Consider the following 19,494-nt stretch of genomic DNA (forward strand, 5'->3'; position numbering starts at 1 on the left):
CACGGGTGGTTATGACTTTATCGACTCATCTCTAAATAGTTTTTAATGATTTGTAACTCTTTTTGGTTCAAAGGGAGGTAGTTACCTTCTGCTAAATCTGGGTTCAATGTAAAGTCCCCAAATTGGATTCTCTTGAGGCTAGTCACCTTAACACCAACCGAGAGGAACATTTTCTTGATTTGATGAAATTTTCCTTCTGAAATGGTGATAGAGGCTTGACTGAGGGAGGGACTTGCAGATAGAATCTCTAGTTTTGCGGGTTTACAGACAGTGCCATCTAAAAAGACAATTCCTTTTTGAAAGGCTTGGATATGGTCAGGTGTCAGAAGTCCATTAACTTTAACTTGATAAGTTTTATCGACATGATATTGGGGATGGAGGAGCTGAAAGCCTAAGGGACCGTTATCGGTCAAGAGGAGGAGTCCCGTTGTATCTCGGTCCAGTCGGCCGACGGCATAGAGCTTATCAGACTGGATGTCAGGCGGAAGGAGGTCCATGACGGTTGGAAGTTCCCTGTCTTTATTGGCTGTCACGACACCAACAGGCTTATGAAGCATCAGATAGGTGTGCTCATAGCCTTGAATGATTCGGTCCTGAAAAAGGAGTTCCTGTAGTCCTGTATCGATATTTTGGGCTAGGGAGCGGGCTGGGCAACCATCGACGAGAATATCCCCTTTGAGTAAGGCTTGCTTCATGGCCTTTCGGCTAACTTTTTCTTGGGCTAATAAATTATCTAAACGCATACTGTGCCTATCTTATCATAAGTCGCTTGCTTTGAAAAGGCTTGACGTGAAAAGAAAAGCGGAGTGAAAACATTTACACTTGCTTGAGTTATGTTATTTACCTGAAATTATGGTATAATCGTTCAGTTAGAAAATAAATTTTGAATATTATAGAGGAAATCATGACAAAATTAAGAGAAGATATCCGTAACATTGCGATTATCGCCCACGTTGACCACGGTAAAACAACCCTTGTTGACGAATTATTGAAACAATCAGAAACGCTTGATGCACGTACTGAATTGGCTGAGCGTGCTATGGACTCAAACGATATCGAAAAAGAGCGTGGAATTACCATCCTTGCTAAAAATACAGCTGTTGCCTACAACGGAACTCGTATCAACATCATGGATACCCCAGGACACGCGGACTTCGGTGGAGAAGTTGAGCGTATCATGAAAATGGTTGACGGTGTTGTCTTGGTCGTAGATGCCTACGAAGGAACAATGCCACAAACTCGTTTCGTATTGAAAAAAGCTTTGGAACAAGACCTTGTCCCAATCGTGGTTGTCAATAAAATCGATAAACCATCAGCTCGTCCAGCAGAAGTAGTGGACGAAGTCTTGGAACTGTTCATCGAGCTTGGTGCAGATGACGACCAGCTTGACTTCCCAGTGGTCTATGCTTCAGCGATCAACGGAACTTCTTCATTGTCAGATGATCCAGCTGACCAAGAAGCGACTATGGCACCAATCTTTGACACAATTATCGACCACATCCCGGCTCCAGTAGATAACTCAGATGAGCCTTTGCAGTTCCAAGTATCACTTTTGGACTACAATGACTTCGTTGGACGTATTGGTATCGGTCGTGTCTTCCGTGGTACTGTTAAAGTTGGGGACCAAGTTACCCTTTCTAAACTTGACGGCACAACTAAAAACTTCCGTGTTACAAAACTCTTCGGTTTCTTTGGTTTGGAACGTCGTGAAATCCAAGAAGCAAAAGCAGGTGACTTGATTGCCGTTTCAGGTATGGAAGACATCTTTGTCGGTGAAACCATTACTCCTACAGACGCAGTTGAAGCTCTTCCAATTCTACACATCGATGAGCCAACTCTTCAAATGACTTTCTTGGTCAACAACTCACCATTTGCTGGTAAAGAAGGTAAATGGGTAACTTCTCGTAAGGTGGAAGAACGCTTGCAGGCAGAATTGCAAACAGACGTTTCCCTTCGTGTTGACCCAACTGATTCACCAGATAAATGGACTGTTTCAGGACGTGGAGAATTGCACTTGTCAATCCTTATCGAAACAATGCGTCGTGAGGGATATGAACTTCAAGTATCTCGTCCAGAAGTTATCGTAAAAGAAATCGACGGTGTTAAATGTGAGCCATTTGAGCGTGTACAAATCGACACTCCAGAAGAATACCAAGGATCTGTTATCCAAAGCCTTTCTGAACGTAAGGGTGAAATGTTGGATATGATTTCAACTGGTAATGGTCAAACTCGTTTGGTCTTCCTTGTTCCAGCGCGTGGTTTGATTGGATACTCAACTGAGTTCTTGTCAATGACTCGTGGTTACGGTATCATGAACCATACCTTTGACCAATACTTGCCATTGATTCCAGGTGAAATTGGTGGTCGTCACCGTGGTGCCCTTGTTTCTATCGATGCTGGTAAGGCTACAACTTACTCTATCATGTCTATCGAAGAACGCGGTACTATCTTTGTCAACCCAGGTACTGAAGTTTACGAAGGAATGATCATCGGTGAAAACTCTCGTGAAAACGACTTGACAGTTAACATCACTAAGGCGAAGCAAATGACCAACGTTCGTTCAGCTACTAAGGACCAAACAGCTGTTATCAAGACTCCTCGTATCTTGACACTTGAAGAGTCTCTTGAGTTCTTGAACGACGATGAGTACATGGAAGTAACGCCTGAGTCTATCCGTTTGCGTAAACAAATCCTTAACAAGGCAGAGCGTGAGAAAGCTAACAAGAAGAAAAAATCAGCTGAATAAGAGCTAGAAAGAGAGAAAGATGGTCTATTTAGTCCTAGGGATTTTACTGCTCCTACTCTATGTATTTGCGACACCAGAAAGTATTAAAGGGACAGTCAATATCGTCGCTATGGTATGTATTTTAGTGGCACTTTTGGTTTTGTTGGCTCTATCTTTTCTGAAAATTTTTCAATTACCAACAGAAATGTTCCTAGCAATAGCCATGTTAATCCTAGCTTACTTTAGTGTGAGAGACATCACACTCATGCCAGTCAAAAAAGGTAAAAGAAGATAAAAAAGAGAGTTTTGGCTCTCTTTTTTTGGTAGGAATTTTACAATAGTTTGAATTGTTTTTTTACTATAACATCATCTCTTTTGCTTGGATAATATGAATGGGAAAAACTTGAATAAAATTTGTCAATGACATCTATTTAATATTTGGTTAGTACTGGTTGCATATTATTTTGAAATAAAACTACTATATAATATTATTCATATAGGTAACATAAAAACATTATTCATATAGGTGATATAGTAAAATATCTAAAAAATTCGATTTTTTCCTTGACAACAAATAATAAAAATGCTATTCTTATTATATAAGAAATCGGTTTCAAAAAAGAGAGAATAGGATTTATTTTGTTGCATTGTTGCTCAGGGTGTGCTTTTTTGAAAGGAAAAATAAAATGAAAACGAAAAAACATAGATTACTTGCTCTAGCTCTTATTTCAAGTTTTACATTATTGGAAGCTGCATCAGCTGCTGTACAATATCCAGATGGAGGAGTATGGACGTATGGAGAAGGTTCAGGAGGTGGTTGGGCTTTTTCAAATTACTATCATGGTAAAAAATATCATTATTCTTCTCTTGTAAGTAAATGGGATAGTCATTCAGATAAAGGATCAGCACCTGCAGGGAAAACTTCAGAGGCTTGGATTTGGACTAAATTTGGGGAACAAGTAGCATTTTACTATGACTATGACTAATATTTAGTTTTCTTAGATAATTCCCCTTGTAAGAAATTACAAGGGGAATTTTGTTTACAAGGAGTCTACTATGAAGAAACTATTCATATTATTATCAACTTTTTTTCTCAGCTTCTTCCTTGCTTGGATTATTGTCTTACGTGCGCCACAATATTTATATGCAAGCTATGATTCCGTTTCTTTACTTCGTGTCAAAAAAGATACTCAGGAACCGACGCGTGAGGTATTTGAACAGGAATTGGAGAATTTTGCAAACTCAGAACAGAGTTTAATAGCTAGAAGAATTGTAGAGCCGAGTAAGGATGGGACGACTAACTTTACTTATGCAACTTATGGTCAGGGAACTTTACCAAAAGAATTCCAAGAAGCTAGCCAAGAAAGTCGTGAACGTAGTGATCCGCTAAATAGTTATCTCCTTTTGTCAGGCTCCTTGACGAAAGAAAAGCTTGCCGATAAATTAGGAGATTTGGGTTATAAAGCAATTGCTGACCGAAAGATACCGCCCTATTCTCTTGCTTTTCGAATATTACTAAATCCCCTTATTTTAATTAGTTTAGCAATATTTGGCTTATCTTTCTTTGCTTTAGTGATTATCACTCGGATTAAGGAAATGAGAGCTGCAGGTATAAAACTCTTTTCTGGTCAGACTCTCTTATCCATCATGGGGCATTCTTTATCGACTGATATCAAGTGGCTCCTTCTATCAGCCCTCCTTTCCTTCCTAGGTGGGGGAGTCCTTCTTTTTAGTCAAGGTTTGTTTTATCCTATCTTGTTAGCCACCTATGGTTTTGGGATTAGTTTCTATCTGTTGTTTTTATTGGCGATTTCAATTTTACTAATGCTCCTTTATCTAATGAGTTTGAATTACAAAGCATTAGTTCCCGTTATTAAGGGGAGATTACCCCTTAAACGCCTGATGATTTTAACTCTATTGTGTCAGTTGGTTGCTGTTTTTACAGTGGGCTACGCTGTTAAGACAGGCTTGACGTCTTACCAACGATTGAAAGAACTTGAAATTTCAAAACAAGCATGGCAAGACAGAGCAGACTATTATCAAATTTCTTTTGGCTTAGGTGATAGAGGAAAAGATACAGAAAATCAGAGCAAGTGGTATGCCTTTGCCAAGGAAGCAATCGAAGAAGAACAGGCTCTATTTGTAAAAGATAATCTCATTCATTTTGCAAATCCTCAAGGAAAAAATGAACAGCGAGAGACACTGGATACCTATAGTCCAGATGCTAATACGCTCTATGTCAGCCCAAGTTATTTGGACAAGGAAAAGGTCGTGGTAGATGCTGAGACCAAACAGAAGTTAGTCCATCTTCAAAAAGGAGAATTTGGACTCTTATTACCAGAATCTCTTCGTTCACAGGAAGCAGAACTTAAGAAAGCTTTTGAAGAAAGTTTGAACTATTACGGGCAATCAAGTGAGGAGGCAAGTGCTCCTTTAGAGTATGAAATGAGAGCGATTATTAGCTATCTTCCAACTGGAGAAAAGCGATTTGTTTATAATAACGGTGAAAGCCCAGTATCCATTCAGTACTTAACCGATCCGATTTTAGTTGTATTTACTCCAACATCTACAGGTGATAGTTTCATTTCAAAATATGTTTGGTCTATCAATGCTGGAAAACAACTTTTTATCAAAGGATATGAGAGTGGGCTAGAACTCTTGAAGAAAGCTGGAATTTATGAGCAAGTATCTTATCTTAAAGAAGGAAGAAGTGTTTATCTAACTCGTTATAATGAAGTTCAAACTGAAACAGCAACTTTAATCCTAGGAGCTATTGTTGGAATAGCTAGTTCCTTGTTACTCTTTTATTCTGTCAATCTTCTATATTTCGAGCAATTCCGCCGAGATATTCTGATTAAACGAATTTCAGGTTTACGATTTTTTGAAACACATGCTCAGTATATGGTTAGTCAATTTGCCAGTTTTGTATTTGGTGCTAGTCTCTTTATTTTAAGCAGTCGAGACTTGGTGATTGGCTTGCTCACTTTATTCGTCTTTCTAGCTAGTGCAGTTTTGACGCTTTACCGTCAAGCGCAGAAAGAATCTCGTGTTTCTATGACAATTATGAAAGGAAAATAGGATGATTGAACTAAAGAATATATCTAAAAAATTTGGAAGCCGTCAGCTATTTTCAGATACCAATCTTCATTTTGAAGGTGGGAAAATTTATGCCTTAATCGGTACAAGTGGCTGTGGTAAGACAACACTCTTGAATATGATTGGACGATTAGAGCCGTATGACAAAGGGCAAATTATCTATGATGGCACCTCTCTTAAGGACATCAGGCCTTCTGTTTTCTTTAGAGATTACTTAGGATACCTATTTCAAGATTTTGGCTTAATTGAAAGCCAAACCGTCAAAGAGAATCTCAATCTGGGTTTAGTTGGTAAAAAGTTGAAGGAAAAAGAGAAAATCTCTTTGATGAAACAAGCTCTAAACCGTGTAAACCTCTCTTATTTGGATTTAAAGCAACCTATCTTTGAATTATCAGGAGGAGAAGCACAACGTGTTGCATTAGCGAAGATAATTTTAAAGGATCCACCTTTGATTCTCGCAGATGAACCAACTGCTTCACTAGACCCCAAAAACTCTGAGGAATTACTTTCTATCCTAGAATCTTTAAAAAATCCGAATCGGACCATTATTATTGCGACCCACAATCCTCTGATTTGGGAGCAAGTGGACCAAGTCATTCGAGTTACCGATTTATCACATAGATGATATGGTAAGATTCATACTCAATGAAAATCAAAAAGCAAACTAGGAAGCTAGCCGCAGGCTGTACTTGAGTACGGCAAGGCGAAGCTGACGTGGTTTGAAGAGATTTTCGAAGAGTATCAGTTAGAAGAAAGAGTCACAAACACACTTTGTGGCTTTTTTATTTCCATAAAAATGGTAAAATAGTAGGAGTAGAAATGGAGTTCGAGACATGAAAGTAATAGATCAATTTAAAAATAAGAAAGTCCTTGTTTTAGGTTTAGCCAAGTCTGGTGAATCTGCAGCTCGTTTGTTGGACAAGCTAGGTGCTATTGTAACGGTAAATGATGGGAAGCCTTTCGAGGACAATCCAGCTGCCCAAAGTTTGCTGGAAGAAGGGATCAAGGTTATCACAGGTGGTCATCCTTTGGAACTTTTGGATGAAGAGTTTGCCCTCATGGTGAAAAATCCAGGCATCCCATACAGTAATCCCATGATTGAAAAGGCTTTGGCAAAGGGAATTCCAGTCTTGACTGAGGTGGAATTGGCTTACTTGATTTCAGAAGCGCCCATTATCGGTATCACAGGTTCAAATGGAAAAACAACCACAACGACCATGATTGGGGAAGTTTTGACTGCTGCTGGGCAACATAGTCTTTTATCAGGAAATATCGGCTATCCAGCTAGTCAAGTGGCCCAAACTGCGTCAGACAAGGACACGCTTGTTATGGAACTTTCTTCTTTCCAACTCATGGGCGTTCAAGAATTCCATCCTGAGATTGCGGTTATTACAAACCTCATGCCAACTCATATCGATTATCATGGATCATTTGAGGAATATGTAGCAGCTAAGTGGAATATCCAAAACAAGATGACAGCAGCTGATTTCCTTGTCTTGAACTTTAACCAAGACTTGGCAAAAGAGTTGGCTAGCAAAACACAGGCTACTGTTGTTCCATTCTCAACACAGGAAAAGGTTGATGGAGCTTATCTGGAAGATGGTCAACTCTACTTCCGTGGTGAAGTAGTCATGGCAGCGAGTGAAATCGGGGTTCCAGGTAGCCACAATGTAGAAAACGCCCTTGCGACGATTGCTGTAGCCAAGCTTCGTGATGTGGACAATCAAACCATCAAGGAAACTCTTTCAGCCTTCGGTGGTGTCAAACACCGTCTCCAATTTGTGGATGAAATCAAGGGTGTCAAATTCTATAATGATAGCAAGTCAACCAATATCTTGGCTACTCAAAAAGCCTTGTCAGGATTTGACAACAGCAAGGTCATTTTGATTGCAGGTGGTTTAGACCGTGGCAATGAGTTTGACGATTTGGTTCCAGATATTACTGGACTCAAGAAGATGGTCATTCTTGGTCAGTCTGCCGAACGTGTCAAACGGGCAGCAGACAAGGCTGGTGTGGCTTATGTGGATGCGACTGATATTGCAGATGCGACCCGCAAGGCCTATGAACTTGCGACTCAAGGAGATGTAGTCCTTCTCAGTCCAGCCAATGCCAGCTGGGATATGTATGCTAACTTTGAAGTACGTGGCGACCTCTTTATCGACACAGTAGCGGAGTTAAAGGAATAATATGAAAAAAATTGTCTTTACAGGTGGGGGGACGGTTGGACACGTTACCCTCAATCTTTTGTTAATGCCCAAGTTCATCGAAGATGGCTGGGAAGTCCACTATATCGGGGACAAGAGTGGTATTGAACACCAAGAAATCCTCAAGTCAGGTTTTGACGTCACCTTCCATTCCATTGCAACTGGGAAATTGCGTCGCTATTTCTCTTGGCAAAATATGCTGGACGTCTTCAAAGTTGGTTGGGGAATTGTCCAATCGCTCTTTATCATGTTACGAGTTCGTCCACAGGCCCTTTTTTCAAAGGGAGGCTTTGTCTCTGTACCGCCCGTTATCGCTGCGCGTGTGTCAGGAGTGCCTGTCTTTATTCACGAATCTGACCTGTCTATGGGCTTGGCCAATAAAATCGCCTATAAATTTGCTACGAAGATGTATTCAACCTTTGAGCAAGCTTCAAGTTTGTCTAAGGTTGAGCATGTGGGAGCAGTGACCAAGGTTTCAGACCAAAAAACTCCAGAACCAGATGAATTGGTGGATATTCAAACCCACTTTAATCCTAAATTGCCAACTGTATTGTTTGTCGGTGGTTCTGCAGGAGCTCGTGTCTTTAACCAATTGGTGACAGACCATAAGAAAGAACTGACAGAGCGCTACAATATTATCAATCTAACTGGAGATTCTAGCCTGAATGAATTGAGCCAAAATCTCTTTCGTGTTGATTACGTGACCAATCTTTATCAACCCTTAATGGAATTGGCTGACATTGTTGTGACACGAGGTGGTGCCAATACGATTTTTGAGCTCTTGGCCATGGCAAAATTACATGTTATTGTGCCACTTGGTCGTGAAGCTAGTCGTGGAGACCAGATTGAAAATGCAGCTTACTTTGTAAAAAAAGGCTATGCAGAAGAGCTTCAAGAAAGCGATTTGACCTTGGACAGTTTAGAAGAGAAGCTTTCTCACTTACTAAGTCACAAGGAAGACTACCAGACTAACATGAAGGCATCTAAGGAATTGAAATCTCTAGCAGATTTTTATCAATTGTTGAAAAAAGATTTATCATAAGGAAAGTAAATGTCAAAAGATAAGAAAAATGAGGGTAAAGAAATCCTCGAAGAATTTAAAGAGTTATCAGAATGGCAGAAACGGAACCAAGAATATCTAAAAAAGAAGGCTGAAGAAGAGGCGGCCCTAGCTGAGGAGAAGGAAAAGGAAAGACAAGCTCGAATGGCTTCAAAATTTGAAGATTCAGATGCAACCGAGGCCCAAGAGAGTGAATCTGATTCAAAAGACTCAGAATCAGCTAAGGAAGAGTCTGAAGAAAAAGTAGCATCCTCAGAGGCTGACAAAGAGAAAGAAGAGATAGAAGAATCAGAGTCTAAAGAGAAGGAGGAACAGGATAAAAAGCTTGCTAAAAAGGCTACAAAGGAAAAACCAGCCAAAGCAAAGATTCCTGGCCTCCATATCTTACGAGCTCTAACGATTTTATTTCCAAGTCTGCTTTTATTGATTGTCTCTGCCTACTTGCTCAGTTCTTATGCGACCATGAAAGATATTCGTGTTGAGGGAACGGTGCAAACTACAGCTGATGATATTCGACAGGCTTCAGGTATTCAGGATTCGGATTATACGATTAACCTTCTGCTAGACAAGGAAAAATATGAAAAGCAGATTAAGTCTAACTATTGGGTTGAATCAGCTCAACTTGTTTATCAATTTCCAACCAAGTTCACTATCAAGGTCAAGGAATATGATATTGTGGCCTACTATATTTCTGGTGAAAACCATTATCCTATTCTTTCCAGTGGTCAGCTTGAGACCAGTGCTGTGAGTTTGGTCAGTCTACCAGAAACTTATATATCAGTTCTCTTTAATGATAGTGAACAAATCAAAACCTTTACGTCAGAACTTGCTCAAATTAGCCCAGAACTCAAGGCGGCTATCCAAAAGGTGGAACTAGCTCCCAGCAAGGTCACTTCCGATTTAATTCGATTGACCATGAATGATTCGGACGAAGTCTTGGTTCCTCTATCTGAAATGAGTAAGAAACTGCCTTATTACAGTAAGATTAAGCCTCAATTGTCAGAACCAAGTATGGTCGATATGGAAGCTGGAGTCTACAGCTACACTGTAGCGGATAAATTGATTATGGAAGCAGAAGAAAAAGCTAAAAAAGAGGCCGAAGAAGCTGAGAAAAGGCAGGAAGAGGAACGTAAACGTTTAGAAGAAGAACAGAAAAAACAAGAGGAAGAGAGCAATCGAAACCAAACGACCCAGCGCTCATCGCGTCGCTAGGTTTTACCTTTTCTCCTATAGCTCTTTAGTTGCCATGTTTTTACGTTTAATATTTGACATCTGTTTTTCTTTATGTTATATTTACAATGTAATCGATTACAAAAAAATTTTATGAAGAAGGTAACACATATGTCAGATGAAGTATTCTTATTTGAAGAAATTGAAGAAATCGTAGCCCCTACAGATGGTGAATTTTGGGGGGGAGTTTTACTTGGAACTGGGGTAGTTCTCTTAATTGGAGTAGCCTGTTGTTAAAAAGATAGGGAGTGATAATCATGCAAGATAACTTTTTATTTGAGGAAATTGAAGAAATTTCAGTACCAGTTAGTGATTTTTCAGCTGGACTTGCAACAGGTATCGGATTTGGTTTAGCAATCCTTGCTCTTGCTGGTTGTTGAAGTTTGTTCACTTACTAATATCAAGCTTTTTCAATTTCATTTTAGACAGTCATTTGAATTTTCCGTATTAGTCTTGCAGCAAGAGATTAATAGAATTAGTCATTATTTTATTGATTGCGGACTGAGGGACTAGAGTATGTTTTACTTAGCCCCTCTTTTATTTATTAAAGGTTAGGTTTGTTATGAGAATTGTTGATAAGATTAAGATATTACCTACTCCTTATGAGGGACAGTATCATCTATATATACCATCCAGTAAGAAACATGTATTAGTTGGGAAACAGGAAAAAAAATGGTTAGAGCAACTAATAGGTCAAGAATTTACCATATCGGACTTATTAGTGTTAGTAGGGAAGAAATATTATTTAAGATTTTATATTGTTCTTAGTAAAATGGGACTTATAGATTCTATGAAATCACGAAAAAAGATAAATATTTTTAAAATATCTTGGGACTTTAATATAACATTATCTGAAAAATTAAACTATAAAAGATTTAATAAGAATTTTGAAAAAATCCTATTTGGTATTTTCCCATTGGCTCTTATTTTGCAATGTTTTATTATGTATATTTATAGGGCGGATATTTTGACTAATTTCCAAAACTTTCCAATAACGCTAAACATTCTTTTATTTTGGTTGCTTGTTGTTATTATATCTGCAACGATACATGAATTTAGTCATGCAATAATTGCTAATAATTATCAAATTGAGATCCCAAATTGTGGAATAATGCTACTTTTGTTTAATTTGGCTTTTTTTGTAGATTTAAGTGGGGTGCAATTCCTAAAAAATAAAAAACAATTTTTGAAAATTATGTTAGCAGGAATTGCTTCAAATTCGATTTTATCACTTACAGGTTTACTTGTTTTATTGTTCACATCGTATAAATTGCTTGGACTCTTATTTTTTATCATTAACTTAGGTATGATTTTTATTAATTCAATTCCTTTTTTTCAGTATGATAGTGGTATTATTTTAAGATACTTGAATTCTAACAATAATAACTTGAATTTTCAATATATAGTTCAACTTTTAATAGCATTTGTTATTATTTATTTCCCTTTGAGTCAACTATTACAATTTTTGACACCTAATATTATTGTTCGTAGTATAGGAGGGGTAGTTGTTTCTATACTGCTTTCTATATTATATATGAGAGGAAGGACGAAATATGTTCTACGTAAATAGTTATGTTTTTGCTTATAAAAAAGAAGGTATAATGTATTTGCGTGGTCGGAGTATGCGGGAAATAGCTATAGAACCTCAAATTTCGCAAGAATTTATCAACGATCTATTTAATAGTTGTAAGGAACTATTAGAGATAGAAGAAGTATTAGGTAGTAAACTAACATTTGAACTATTAAATGAACAAATTTTAATTTCGGATGAGATAGATATTGATAGTAGATATTCTAGAACTAAAGGTTACTATTCGTTATTTTATAATGAAGAGTATAATAAAATACAGAATAAAACAGTATTAGTATTAGGAGCCGGAGCCTTAGGATGTTATATATCTCTAAGTCTAAGTATGTATGGAGTGAGGAAACTTATTGTCGCTGATTACGATATAATAGAACCATCAAATTTAAATAGGCAAATTCTTTATACAGAGTCGGATGTTGGTAAGGAGAAGATTAATGTTCTTTCTCAAAAAATACACAAGTATAATTCAGATGTTCAGGTAGTACCTATTTCTATTAAAGTTTCTTCAGTAGAAGAATTAGAAAACATTGTTGCGGAATATGGGAGTATAGATTTTATCGTTAAAGCAATTGATACGCCCATTGATATTATAAAAATTGTTAATCAATTTGCTGTATCGCATAAGATATCCTACATATCAGGAGGGTTTAATGGATGCTATCTTATTATTGATAATATATATATCCCTACCATCGGTTCTTGCTTTGCTTGTCGGAATATAAACAAAGATATAAATAAGTACACTTTATCTGATAAGACAAAGTGGCCGACTACACCAGAGATGCCTGCTATTTTGGGAGGGATAATGACTAATTTAATAATTAAAATATTTCTGGGATGTTATAATGAAATCCTAATAGATAACGCTTACGTTTATAATATGAGAAATCATGCTCTAAGTCAAGAAAAATATGTTCTGGAAAACGGAGAATGTCCAATTTGTAAAAAAAATAATAAAGTGAAAGATAACAATATTAGAGCGAAAACATTTATTCGTTCAGTTTGTTTTTGCTTATTATCAGGAGGAGTAGCTTTTTTATCTGTTATTGGGCAGTTCACTGTTATAGAAACACAATTAATAGTATTGTTCTTGGGTATTATTTTTGCTATATATTATGCTTACTACAATAAAAATATTCAAACATCATTGGAAAATATAGTATGGCTTTTTTCATCGTTTGAGATTTTATTTTTGCTTGTTAATTTTAGAACATTTATTCAGTTACCAGTGGATATTTTTATTAGTATGATAATATTTTTAATGCTGTGGATATTTATTATGTTAGGTATAGTGTGTCTTAGTTATTATATAACTTTATTATTTAGCAAGGAGGCTTAGTATGTTTAAAAAAATAGGTATAATGAGCATTTGCATATATATAATTATTTTATACTGCTTGAGAATGTATCATATTATCAATAATATTGAAACAATCTTGCTAACGGTTATATGCTTAATGTTATTGTTTTTTTTAAGACGTTTATTTGATAAAGCTAAGTAAATAGATGTTAAGTAAAAATGTAGAATATAAAGGAGGGGCAATGAGTATGATTGAAGTTAGCCATTTATCAAGAAGTTTTGGTGATAAAATAGCTTTAAATGATATAAGTTTCACTGTTAAAGAAGGTCAGATTTTTGGATTTTTAGGACCATCTGGTTCTGGAAAGACCACAACGATTAATATTCTGACTGGGCAGCTCCTTGCCGATAAAGGACAATCTATTATTTTGGGACAAAAATCTCAAAATTTAACAAGCGGTGAATTAAAGAGAATTGGATTGGTTAGCGATACAAGTGGATTTTATGAGAAAATGTCTCTGTATAACAATCTTCTTTTTTATAGTAAATTTTATAATATTAGTAAATCACGTGTTGATAATTTGTTAAAGCGAGTAGGATTATATGATAGTCGCAAGATGGTAGCAGGAAAATTATCCACTGGAATGAGGCAACGAATGCTTTTAGCACGAGCTCTTATCAACAAACCCGCTGTACTCTTTCTGGATGAACCGACCTCAGGTCTAGATCCCACAACTTCTCGAACAATTCATGAGTTAATTTTAGAATTGAAAACAGCAGGGACAACGATTTTTCTAACGACTCATGATATGAATGAAGCAACTCTTTTATGTGATTATGTTGCCTTATTAAATAAAGGGAAATTAGTTGAGCAAGGAGCTCCTTCTGAACTCATTCAAAGATATAATAAAGATAAAAAGATTAAGGTTACAGATTATAATGGGAATCAGATAACTTTTGATTTTACATCACTAGAACAGGTATCTCAGGCTGATCTGGAAAATATTTTTTCAATTCATTCATGTGAGCCTACTTTAGAAGATATTTTTATCACATTAACAGGAGGAAAGCTAAATGCTTAAACGGTTTCTGGCTTTGGTATGGTTGCGTTGTCAAATCATCCTTTCCAATAAGAGTATTTTATTGCAAGTTTTAGTGCCTTTTGCTTTCACATATTTTTATAAATATCTTATGGAAACACAGGGGAAGGTCAACGATCAACAGGCATTAGTTCTTTTGATGATGTGTTTACCTTTTTCTTTGGCTTTGGCTGTTGGAAGTCCTATAACTATTATCTTGTCTGAAGAAAAAGAAAAGTACAATTTACAAACTCTTCTGTTGAGTGGTGTTAAAGGCTCCGAATACATTTTATCAACTATGTTTCTTCCTTTTTTGCTAACTTTTGTGATTATGGGAACTACTCCTCTTATTTTAGGAGTTACAATTGTACATACTTTTAATTATATTACAATCGTTCTTCTAACCTCTTTATCCATCATTTTATTCTATTTATTGATAGGTTTAACCGCGAAGAGCCAAGTAGTAGCTCAGGTTATCAGTCTTCCTGCTATGATTTTAGTTGCTTTCTTACCGATGCTATCTGGTTTGGATAAGACAGTTGCGAAGATAACAGATTATAGTTTTATGGGACTATTTACTAAGTTTTTCACAAAATGGGAGGAATTTTCATGGAATAAAACTCTAATTCCTAATCTAACACTACTTATTTGGATTGTTCTTCTATTAACTTTAATTACGATAACTATTAGGAAAAAGAAAATTTCTTAATTGAGTTATTTTAATGATTATAAACACAAGTGGGAAGGAAAAAATGAACTGATCTTTTTGACAGCAATTCTACAGAATAGTCTTATTGCTATATTTTGATTTGAGTGTACGAAAAAAGAAAAATAACAATAGTGCTCATACTAATTGCAGAAGTTTTGGGTGATAAGATAACTGATAAATTGCAATAAAAAATGCAACATTTTTAAATCTCCTCTATAAGTGCTTCAAAACCTGTCTTGTAATCCAAGTATTTTTGGGGACGGTGATTAATAAGCTAGCAAAGCATCATTAAGGATTTTTTCGGTAATTGTTGCCAAATCGGTTTAAGAAAATACTCACGAAGAAGTCCATTCGCATTCTCATTACTTCCCCTTTGCCAAGATGAATAGGCATCCGCAAAATAAAACAGAATTCCCATTTGTTCAATTAAAGGGTAACAAGCAAACTCTTTTTCTCTGTCCGAAGTGAAAGTCTTTAACTATTCTTTTGGAAAGAGTCTTGTGAGGTGTTCAATAGCAGTCAACATGGATTTAGCTGTTTTTACTTGACAAGTGCTAGTAGAAATAATAGAATAGTAAAAAACCTTTAAAGCAGTCCAGAGAGGCAGCTAAGGTTAGACGGTGAAAGGGTGGAGACTACCCATTTTTCGTGGAACCTTGCTGTTGGCAGGTTCCTTTTTTCGTGGCTTCTGTTGGCCAGACTCTCTCACTAGTAAAGGTAAAAGGAGAAACCTATGCGAGAACATCGTCCAATCATTGCTCTTGATTTTCCTAGTTTTGAGGCGGTCAAGGAATTTTTAGCTCTTTTCCCAGCAGAAGAAAGCCTTTATCTCAAGGTAGGGATGGAGCTTTATTACGCAGCGGGGCCTGAGATTGTGTCCTACTTAAAAGGTTTGGGTCATAGTGTCTTTTTGGATCTCAAACTTCATGACATTCCCAATACAGTCAAGTCAGCCATGAAGGTCTTGTCTCAGCTTGGTGTCGATATGACTAATGTCCATGCGGCTGGTGGTGTAGAGATGATGAAGGCGGCGCGTGAAGGTCTTGGGAGTCAAGCCAAATTGATCGCTGTAACTCAGCTCACATCAACGTCAGAAGCTCAGATGCAGGAGTTTCAAAATATCCAAACCAGTCTGCAAGAGTCTGTGATTCACTATGCCAAGAAGACAGCTGAAGCTGGCTTGGATGGTGTTGTTTGCTCGGCTCAGGAAGTACAAGTCATCAAGCAGGCTACCAATCCAGATTTTATCTGTCTGACACCAGGGATTCGTCCAGCTGGTGTTGCAGTTGGAGATCAAAAACGAGTCATGACACCTGCTGATGCCTATCAAATCGGCAGTGACTATATCGTAGTGGGACGTCCCATTACCCAAGCTGAGGATCCTGTTGCAGCTTATCATGCCATCAAGGATGAATGGACACAGGACTGGAATTAAAGAACTAGCTTAGAAAAATAAAAGGAGAAGACCATGACACTTGCCAAAGATATCGCTAGCCACCTCTTGAAAATCCAAGCCGTTTACCTCAAACCAGAGGAACCCTTCACTTGGGCATCTGGTATCAAGTCACCGATTTACACTGATAATCGTGTGACACTATCCTATCCAGAAACTCGTACCCTAATTGAAAATGGCTTTGTGGAAGCTATCAAAGAAGCCTTTCCTGAGGTAGAAGTCATTGCAGGAACTGCAACAGCAGGGATTCCTCACGGAGCCATCATTGCTGACAAGATGAACCTGCCATTTGCCTACATCCGTAGCAAACCAAAAGACCACGGAGCTGGTAACCAAATCGAAGGTCGCGTAGCTCAAGGTCAAAAAATGGTAGTGGTTGAAGACCTTATTTCAACGGGTGGTTCTGTTCTTGAAGCCGTAGTAGCAGCTAAACGCGAAGGAGCAGATGTACTTGGAGTTGTAGCGATTTTTAGTTACCAATTGCCAAAAGCAGATAAGAACTTTGCAGATGCTGGTGTGAAATTGGTGACGCTTTCTAACTACAGTGAACTCATCCATCTAGCCCAAGAAGAAGGCTATATCACGCCAGAAGGACTCGACCTTCTAAAACGCTTTAAGGAAGACCAAGAGAATTGGCAAGAGGTGTAAAAAATCAAAAGACTAAAAGGTTAAAAATTATACTATTCTGTCATATCAGGTGTATGAATGACAAGATTCAAGTTGTTAATGTTTTTTACGTCAATTGTTTCAGTTTTAGATTTGCTTGGCTTGCTCTTATATAAAAAGTAGCACACGTCATGAAAGTTACAAGGGTTAAAGTATAATCCATAAATATTGTCAGATCCCTTTTCTGATATTTTGGAATTTCTTGCTTATCCCAGTCTTTTCAGTGATTTGGCTCAGTAATCTTAGCGTCAAGTTCTTTTTAGTTTTGAAAGATTATCCGTGAATTTCTTGCTTATTTATGATAAAATGGGAGTATCGCAAAAAATGACTCATCGTATTCAATTTTGAGTAAATCTAGGAGGATCCCATGTCAACAGAACATATGGAAGAACTAAATGACCAGCAGATCGTTCGCCGTGAAAAAATGGCTGCGCTCCGTGAACAAGGAATCGATCCCTTTGGAAAACGCTTTGAACGCACTGCAAATTCACAAGAATTAAAAGATAAATTTGCTGACCTTGATAAAGAACAATTACATGATAAAAACGAAACAGCTACTATCGCAGGACGCTTGGTAACCAAACGTGGTAAAGGTAAAGTAGGTTTTGCCCACCTTCAAGACCGCGAAGGCCAAATCCAGATCTACGTTCGTAAGGATGCTGTCGGTGAAGAAAACTACGAAATCTTCAAAAAAGCAGACCTTGGTGACTTCCTTGGTGTCGAAGGCGAAGTGATGCGTACAGATATGGGAGAACTCTCTATCAAGGCTACTCACATCACACACTTGTCTAAGGCTCTTCGTCCTCTACCAGAGAAATTCCATGGTTTGACAGACGTTGAAACAATTTACCGTAAACGTTACCTTGACTTGATTTCTAACCGTGAAAGCTTTGAACGCTTTGTCACTCGTTCAAAAATCATCTCTGAAATCCGTCGTTACCTTGACCAAAAAGGTTTCCTTGAAGTGGAAACACCTGTTCTTCACAACGAAGCTGGTGGTGCCTCTGCCCGTCCATTTATCACCCACCACAATGCCCAAAACATTGACATGGTGCTTCGTATCGCGACTGAGCTTCACTTGAAACGCCTTATCGTGGGTGGTATGGAACGCGTCTATGAAATTGGCCGTATCTTCCGTAACGAAGGAATGGATGCTACTCACAACCCTGAGTTTACTTCTATCGAAGTCTACCAAGCTTATGCTGACTTCCAAGATATCATGGATTTGACGGAAGGCATTATCCAACATGCTGCTAAATCAGTTAAGGGCGACGGTCCAGTCAACTACCAAGGAACTGAAATAAAAATCAACGAACCATTTAAACGTGTTCACATGGTGGATGCTATCAAAGAAATTACTGGTGTCGATTTCTGGCAAGACATGACTTTGGAAGAAGCTAAAGCTATCGCTGCTGAGAAAAAAGTTCCTGTTGAGAAACACTATACTGAGGTTGGTCACATCATCAATGCCTTTTTTGAAGAGTTTGTTGAAGAAACTTTAATCCAACCAACCTTTGTCTATGGACATCCAGTAGCTGTATCTCCACTGGCTAAGAAAAATCCTGAAGACCAACGCTTTACTGACCGTTTCGAGCTCTTCATCATGACTAAGGAGTACGGTAATGCCTTTACTGAGCTCAACGACCCAATCGATCAGCTTAGCCGTTTTGAAGCCCAAGCTAAAGCTAAAGAACTTGGTGACGATGAAGCGACAGGTATCGACTACGACTACATCGAAGCCCTTGAATATGGTATGCCACCAACAGGTGGTTTGGGAATCGGTATCGACCGTCTCTGCATGCTCCTCACGGATACAACTACTATCCGTGATGTATTGCTCTTCCCAACAATGAAATAAGCTCTTATCCTCTGGTACTTGCCAGGGGATTTTTGGCTCTTTGTCAACTGTAGTGGGTTGAAGTCAGCTAATATCTAGAAAGGACACATTTCGTCCTTTCTTTTTTGGCTCTTTGTCAACTGTAGTGGGTTGAAGTCAGCTAAGCTCGAGAAAGGACACATTTCGTCCTTTCTTTTTTGATGTTCAGAGCGATAAAAATCCGTTTTTTGAAGTTTTCAAAGTTCCGAAAACCAAAGGCGTTGCGTTTGATGAGTTTGATGAGATTATTCGTTGCTTCTAATTTGGCGTTAGAATAGTGTAGTTGAAGGGCGTTGACAATCTTCTCTTTATCTTTGAGGAAGGTTTTAAAGAAAGTCTGAAAAAGAGGATGAACCTGCTTAAGATTGTCTTCAATAAGTCCGAAAAATCTGTCAGGCTCCTTATTCTGAAAGTGAAAAATCAAGAGCTGGTAGAAATCATAGTGGTGTTTCAAGTCTTCTGAATAGCTCAAAAGTCTATCTAGAATTGTTTTTATTATGGCTTCAAG

The 19,494-nt window shown here is 37.8% G+C and carries 19 protein-coding genes and 1 pseudogene; 17 read left to right on the forward strand and 3 right to left on the reverse strand.

Annotated elements, in window-relative coordinates; translation table 11 throughout:
- Nucleotides 1-17: 17 nt before the first annotated feature.
- Entirely contained in the window at nt 18-743 is a 726-nt protein-coding gene (locus HT678_RS07680) for a pseudouridine synthase (protein WP_050208759.1), read from the reverse strand.
- 161 nt (nt 744-904) lie between these two features.
- Here HT678_RS07680 and typA point away from each other — a divergent pair, with 161 nt between their 5' ends.
- The 14 genes from typA to HT678_RS07745 all read left to right on the forward strand — a co-directional run bounded on the left by typA (nt 905) and on the right by HT678_RS07745 (nt 14,991).
- Nucleotides 905-2,746 carry a translational GTPase TypA gene (gene typA, locus HT678_RS07685; RefSeq protein ID WP_000164111.1) on the forward strand — a complete coding sequence of 614 codons (1,842 nt, stop codon included), beginning with the start codon at nt 905-907 and terminating at the stop codon, nt 2,744-2,746.
- Nucleotides 2,747-2,765: 19 nt separating this feature from the next.
- The gene (locus HT678_RS07690) at nt 2,766-3,020 is read left to right on the forward strand and encodes a DUF3165 family protein (RefSeq protein WP_000262804.1); all 255 of its coding nucleotides are present in this window, start codon (nt 2,766-2,768) and stop codon (nt 3,018-3,020) included.
- 391 nt (nt 3,021-3,411) lie between these two features.
- A complete protein-coding gene (locus HT678_RS07695) occupies nt 3,412-3,711 on the forward strand; it encodes a lactococcin 972 family bacteriocin (protein ID WP_054393023.1) in 300 nt (99 codons plus the stop codon).
- A gap of 70 nt (nt 3,712-3,781) precedes the next feature.
- Nucleotides 3,782-5,803, forward strand: coding sequence for a bacteriocin-associated integral membrane family protein (locus HT678_RS07700; protein WP_172924808.1), 2,022 nt, complete (start codon nt 3,782-3,784; stop codon nt 5,801-5,803).
- A 1-nt stretch (nt 5,804) separates the two neighbouring features.
- A complete protein-coding gene (locus HT678_RS07705; RefSeq protein ID WP_000571290.1) occupies nt 5,805-6,446 on the forward strand; it encodes an ABC transporter ATP-binding protein in 642 nt (213 codons plus the stop codon).
- A 208-nt stretch (nt 6,447-6,654) separates the two neighbouring features.
- Nucleotides 6,655-8,007 carry a UDP-N-acetylmuramoyl-L-alanine--D-glutamate ligase gene (gene murD / locus HT678_RS07710; protein WP_172924810.1) on the forward strand — a complete coding sequence of 451 codons (1,353 nt, stop codon included), beginning with the start codon at nt 6,655-6,657 and terminating at the stop codon, nt 8,005-8,007.
- A 1-nt stretch (nt 8,008) separates the two neighbouring features.
- Nucleotides 8,009-9,067, forward strand: a complete 1,059-nt coding sequence (locus tag HT678_RS07715; RefSeq protein WP_172924812.1) for a UDP-N-acetylglucosamine--N-acetylmuramyl-(pentapeptide) pyrophosphoryl-undecaprenol N-acetylglucosamine transferase — start codon at nt 8,009-8,011, stop codon at nt 9,065-9,067.
- Between the two features lie 9 nt (nt 9,068-9,076).
- On the forward strand, nt 9,077-10,297 hold the full coding sequence (locus HT678_RS07720) for a cell division protein FtsQ/DivIB (RefSeq protein WP_172924813.1): 1,221 nt from the start codon (nt 9,077-9,079) through the stop codon (nt 10,295-10,297).
- Nucleotides 10,298-10,426: 129 nt separating this feature from the next.
- Nucleotides 10,427-10,552: a hypothetical protein gene (locus HT678_RS11775; RefSeq protein ID WP_001812024.1), complete on the forward strand. Its 126-nt coding sequence runs from the start codon at nt 10,427-10,429 to the stop codon at nt 10,550-10,552.
- A 20-nt stretch (nt 10,553-10,572) separates the two neighbouring features.
- Nucleotides 10,573-10,695 (forward strand): hypothetical protein, encoded by a 123-nt coding sequence (locus HT678_RS11780; RefSeq protein ID WP_001153671.1) that lies wholly within the window; start codon nt 10,573-10,575, stop codon nt 10,693-10,695.
- A 182-nt stretch (nt 10,696-10,877) separates the two neighbouring features.
- Nucleotides 10,878-11,885 carry a hypothetical protein gene (locus tag HT678_RS07725; RefSeq protein WP_001223420.1) on the forward strand — a complete coding sequence of 336 codons (1,008 nt, stop codon included), beginning with the start codon at nt 10,878-10,880 and terminating at the stop codon, nt 11,883-11,885.
- Nucleotides 11,869-13,242 carry a ThiF family adenylyltransferase gene (locus HT678_RS07735; protein WP_188110183.1) on the forward strand — a complete coding sequence of 458 codons (1,374 nt, stop codon included), beginning with the start codon at nt 11,869-11,871 and terminating at the stop codon, nt 13,240-13,242. The genes HT678_RS07725 and HT678_RS07735 overlap by 17 nt, the downstream gene beginning before the upstream one ends.
- Nucleotides 13,243-13,451: 209 nt before the next feature.
- On the forward strand, nt 13,452-14,285 hold the full coding sequence (locus tag HT678_RS07740; RefSeq protein WP_078836279.1) for an ABC transporter ATP-binding protein: 834 nt from the start codon (nt 13,452-13,454) through the stop codon (nt 14,283-14,285).
- On the forward strand, nt 14,278-14,991 hold the full coding sequence (locus HT678_RS07745; RefSeq protein ID WP_000919275.1) for an ABC transporter permease: 714 nt from the start codon (nt 14,278-14,280) through the stop codon (nt 14,989-14,991). Before HT678_RS07740 ends, HT678_RS07745 begins: the two co-directional genes overlap by 8 nt.
- Nucleotides 14,992-15,193: 202 nt before the next feature.
- On the opposite strand, the pseudogene HT678_RS11980 reads toward HT678_RS07745, so the two are convergent.
- Nucleotides 15,194-15,406 (reverse strand): annotated as a pseudogene (locus HT678_RS11980) (IS30 family transposase); the annotation flags it as partial.
- A 318-nt stretch (nt 15,407-15,724) separates the two neighbouring features.
- Here HT678_RS11980 and pyrF point away from each other — a divergent pair.
- From pyrF to lysS, 3 genes are all read left to right on the forward strand, one after another.
- Nucleotides 15,725-16,426, forward strand: coding sequence for an orotidine-5'-phosphate decarboxylase (gene pyrF / locus HT678_RS07755; protein WP_001206717.1), 702 nt, complete (start codon nt 15,725-15,727; stop codon nt 16,424-16,426).
- Nucleotides 16,427-16,459: 33 nt separating this feature from the next.
- Entirely contained in the window at nt 16,460-17,092 is a 633-nt protein-coding gene (pyrE, locus tag HT678_RS07760) for an orotate phosphoribosyltransferase (protein ID WP_023935748.1), read from the forward strand.
- Between the two features lie 385 nt (nt 17,093-17,477).
- Complete coding sequence (lysS, locus tag HT678_RS07765) at nt 17,478-18,968, forward strand: lysine--tRNA ligase (RefSeq protein ID WP_050207953.1); 1,491 nt, start codon at nt 17,478-17,480, stop codon at nt 18,966-18,968.
- A 139-nt stretch (nt 18,969-19,107) separates the two neighbouring features.
- Here lysS and HT678_RS07770 read toward each other — a convergent pair.
- On the reverse strand, nt 19,108-19,494 hold a 387-nt coding region (locus HT678_RS07770; protein WP_172924815.1), incomplete at its 5' end, for a transposase.

The organism is Streptococcus sp. 3167 (genome assembly GCF_013277175.1).
GTDB lineage: Bacteria > Bacillota > Bacilli > Lactobacillales > Streptococcaceae > Streptococcus > Streptococcus pseudopneumoniae.

Excerpts from the sequence above, each read along its gene's own strand:
- HT678_RS07740 (WP_078836279.1), top strand. The coding sequence starts at position 13,452 with ATGATTGAAGTTAGCCATTTATCAAGAAGTTTTGGTGATAAAATAGCT.
- HT678_RS07745 (WP_000919275.1), top strand. The coding sequence starts at position 14,278 with ATGCTTAAACGGTTTCTGGCTTTGGTATGGTTGCGTTGTCAAATCATC.
- HT678_RS07700 (WP_172924808.1), top strand. The coding sequence starts at position 3,782 with ATGAAGAAACTATTCATATTATTATCAACTTTTTTTCTCAGCTTCTTC.
- HT678_RS07680 (WP_050208759.1), bottom strand. The coding sequence starts at position 743 with ATGCGTTTAGATAATTTATTAGCCCAAGAAAAAGTTAGCCGAAAGGCC.
- typA (WP_000164111.1), top strand. The coding sequence starts at position 905 with ATGACAAAATTAAGAGAAGATATCCGTAACATTGCGATTATCGCCCAC.
- HT678_RS07705 (WP_000571290.1), top strand. The coding sequence starts at position 5,805 with ATGATTGAACTAAAGAATATATCTAAAAAATTTGGAAGCCGTCAGCTA.
- HT678_RS07690 (WP_000262804.1), top strand. The coding sequence starts at position 2,766 with ATGGTCTATTTAGTCCTAGGGATTTTACTGCTCCTACTCTATGTATTT.
- HT678_RS07725 (WP_001223420.1), top strand. The coding sequence starts at position 10,878 with ATGAGAATTGTTGATAAGATTAAGATATTACCTACTCCTTATGAGGGA.
- lysS (WP_050207953.1), top strand. The coding sequence starts at position 17,478 with ATGTCAACAGAACATATGGAAGAACTAAATGACCAGCAGATCGTTCGC.
- HT678_RS07735 (WP_188110183.1), top strand. The coding sequence starts at position 11,869 with ATGTTCTACGTAAATAGTTATGTTTTTGCTTATAAAAAAGAAGGTATA.
- pyrF (WP_001206717.1), top strand. The coding sequence starts at position 15,725 with ATGCGAGAACATCGTCCAATCATTGCTCTTGATTTTCCTAGTTTTGAG.
- HT678_RS07720 (WP_172924813.1), top strand. The coding sequence starts at position 9,077 with ATGTCAAAAGATAAGAAAAATGAGGGTAAAGAAATCCTCGAAGAATTT.
- pyrE (WP_023935748.1), top strand. The coding sequence starts at position 16,460 with ATGACACTTGCCAAAGATATCGCTAGCCACCTCTTGAAAATCCAAGCC.
- HT678_RS11780 (WP_001153671.1), top strand. The coding sequence starts at position 10,573 with ATGCAAGATAACTTTTTATTTGAGGAAATTGAAGAAATTTCAGTACCA.
- HT678_RS11775 (WP_001812024.1), top strand. The coding sequence starts at position 10,427 with ATGTCAGATGAAGTATTCTTATTTGAAGAAATTGAAGAAATCGTAGCC.
- murD (WP_172924810.1), top strand. The coding sequence starts at position 6,655 with ATGAAAGTAATAGATCAATTTAAAAATAAGAAAGTCCTTGTTTTAGGT.
- HT678_RS07715 (WP_172924812.1), top strand. The coding sequence starts at position 8,009 with ATGAAAAAAATTGTCTTTACAGGTGGGGGGACGGTTGGACACGTTACC.
- HT678_RS07695 (WP_054393023.1), top strand. The coding sequence starts at position 3,412 with ATGAAAACGAAAAAACATAGATTACTTGCTCTAGCTCTTATTTCAAGT.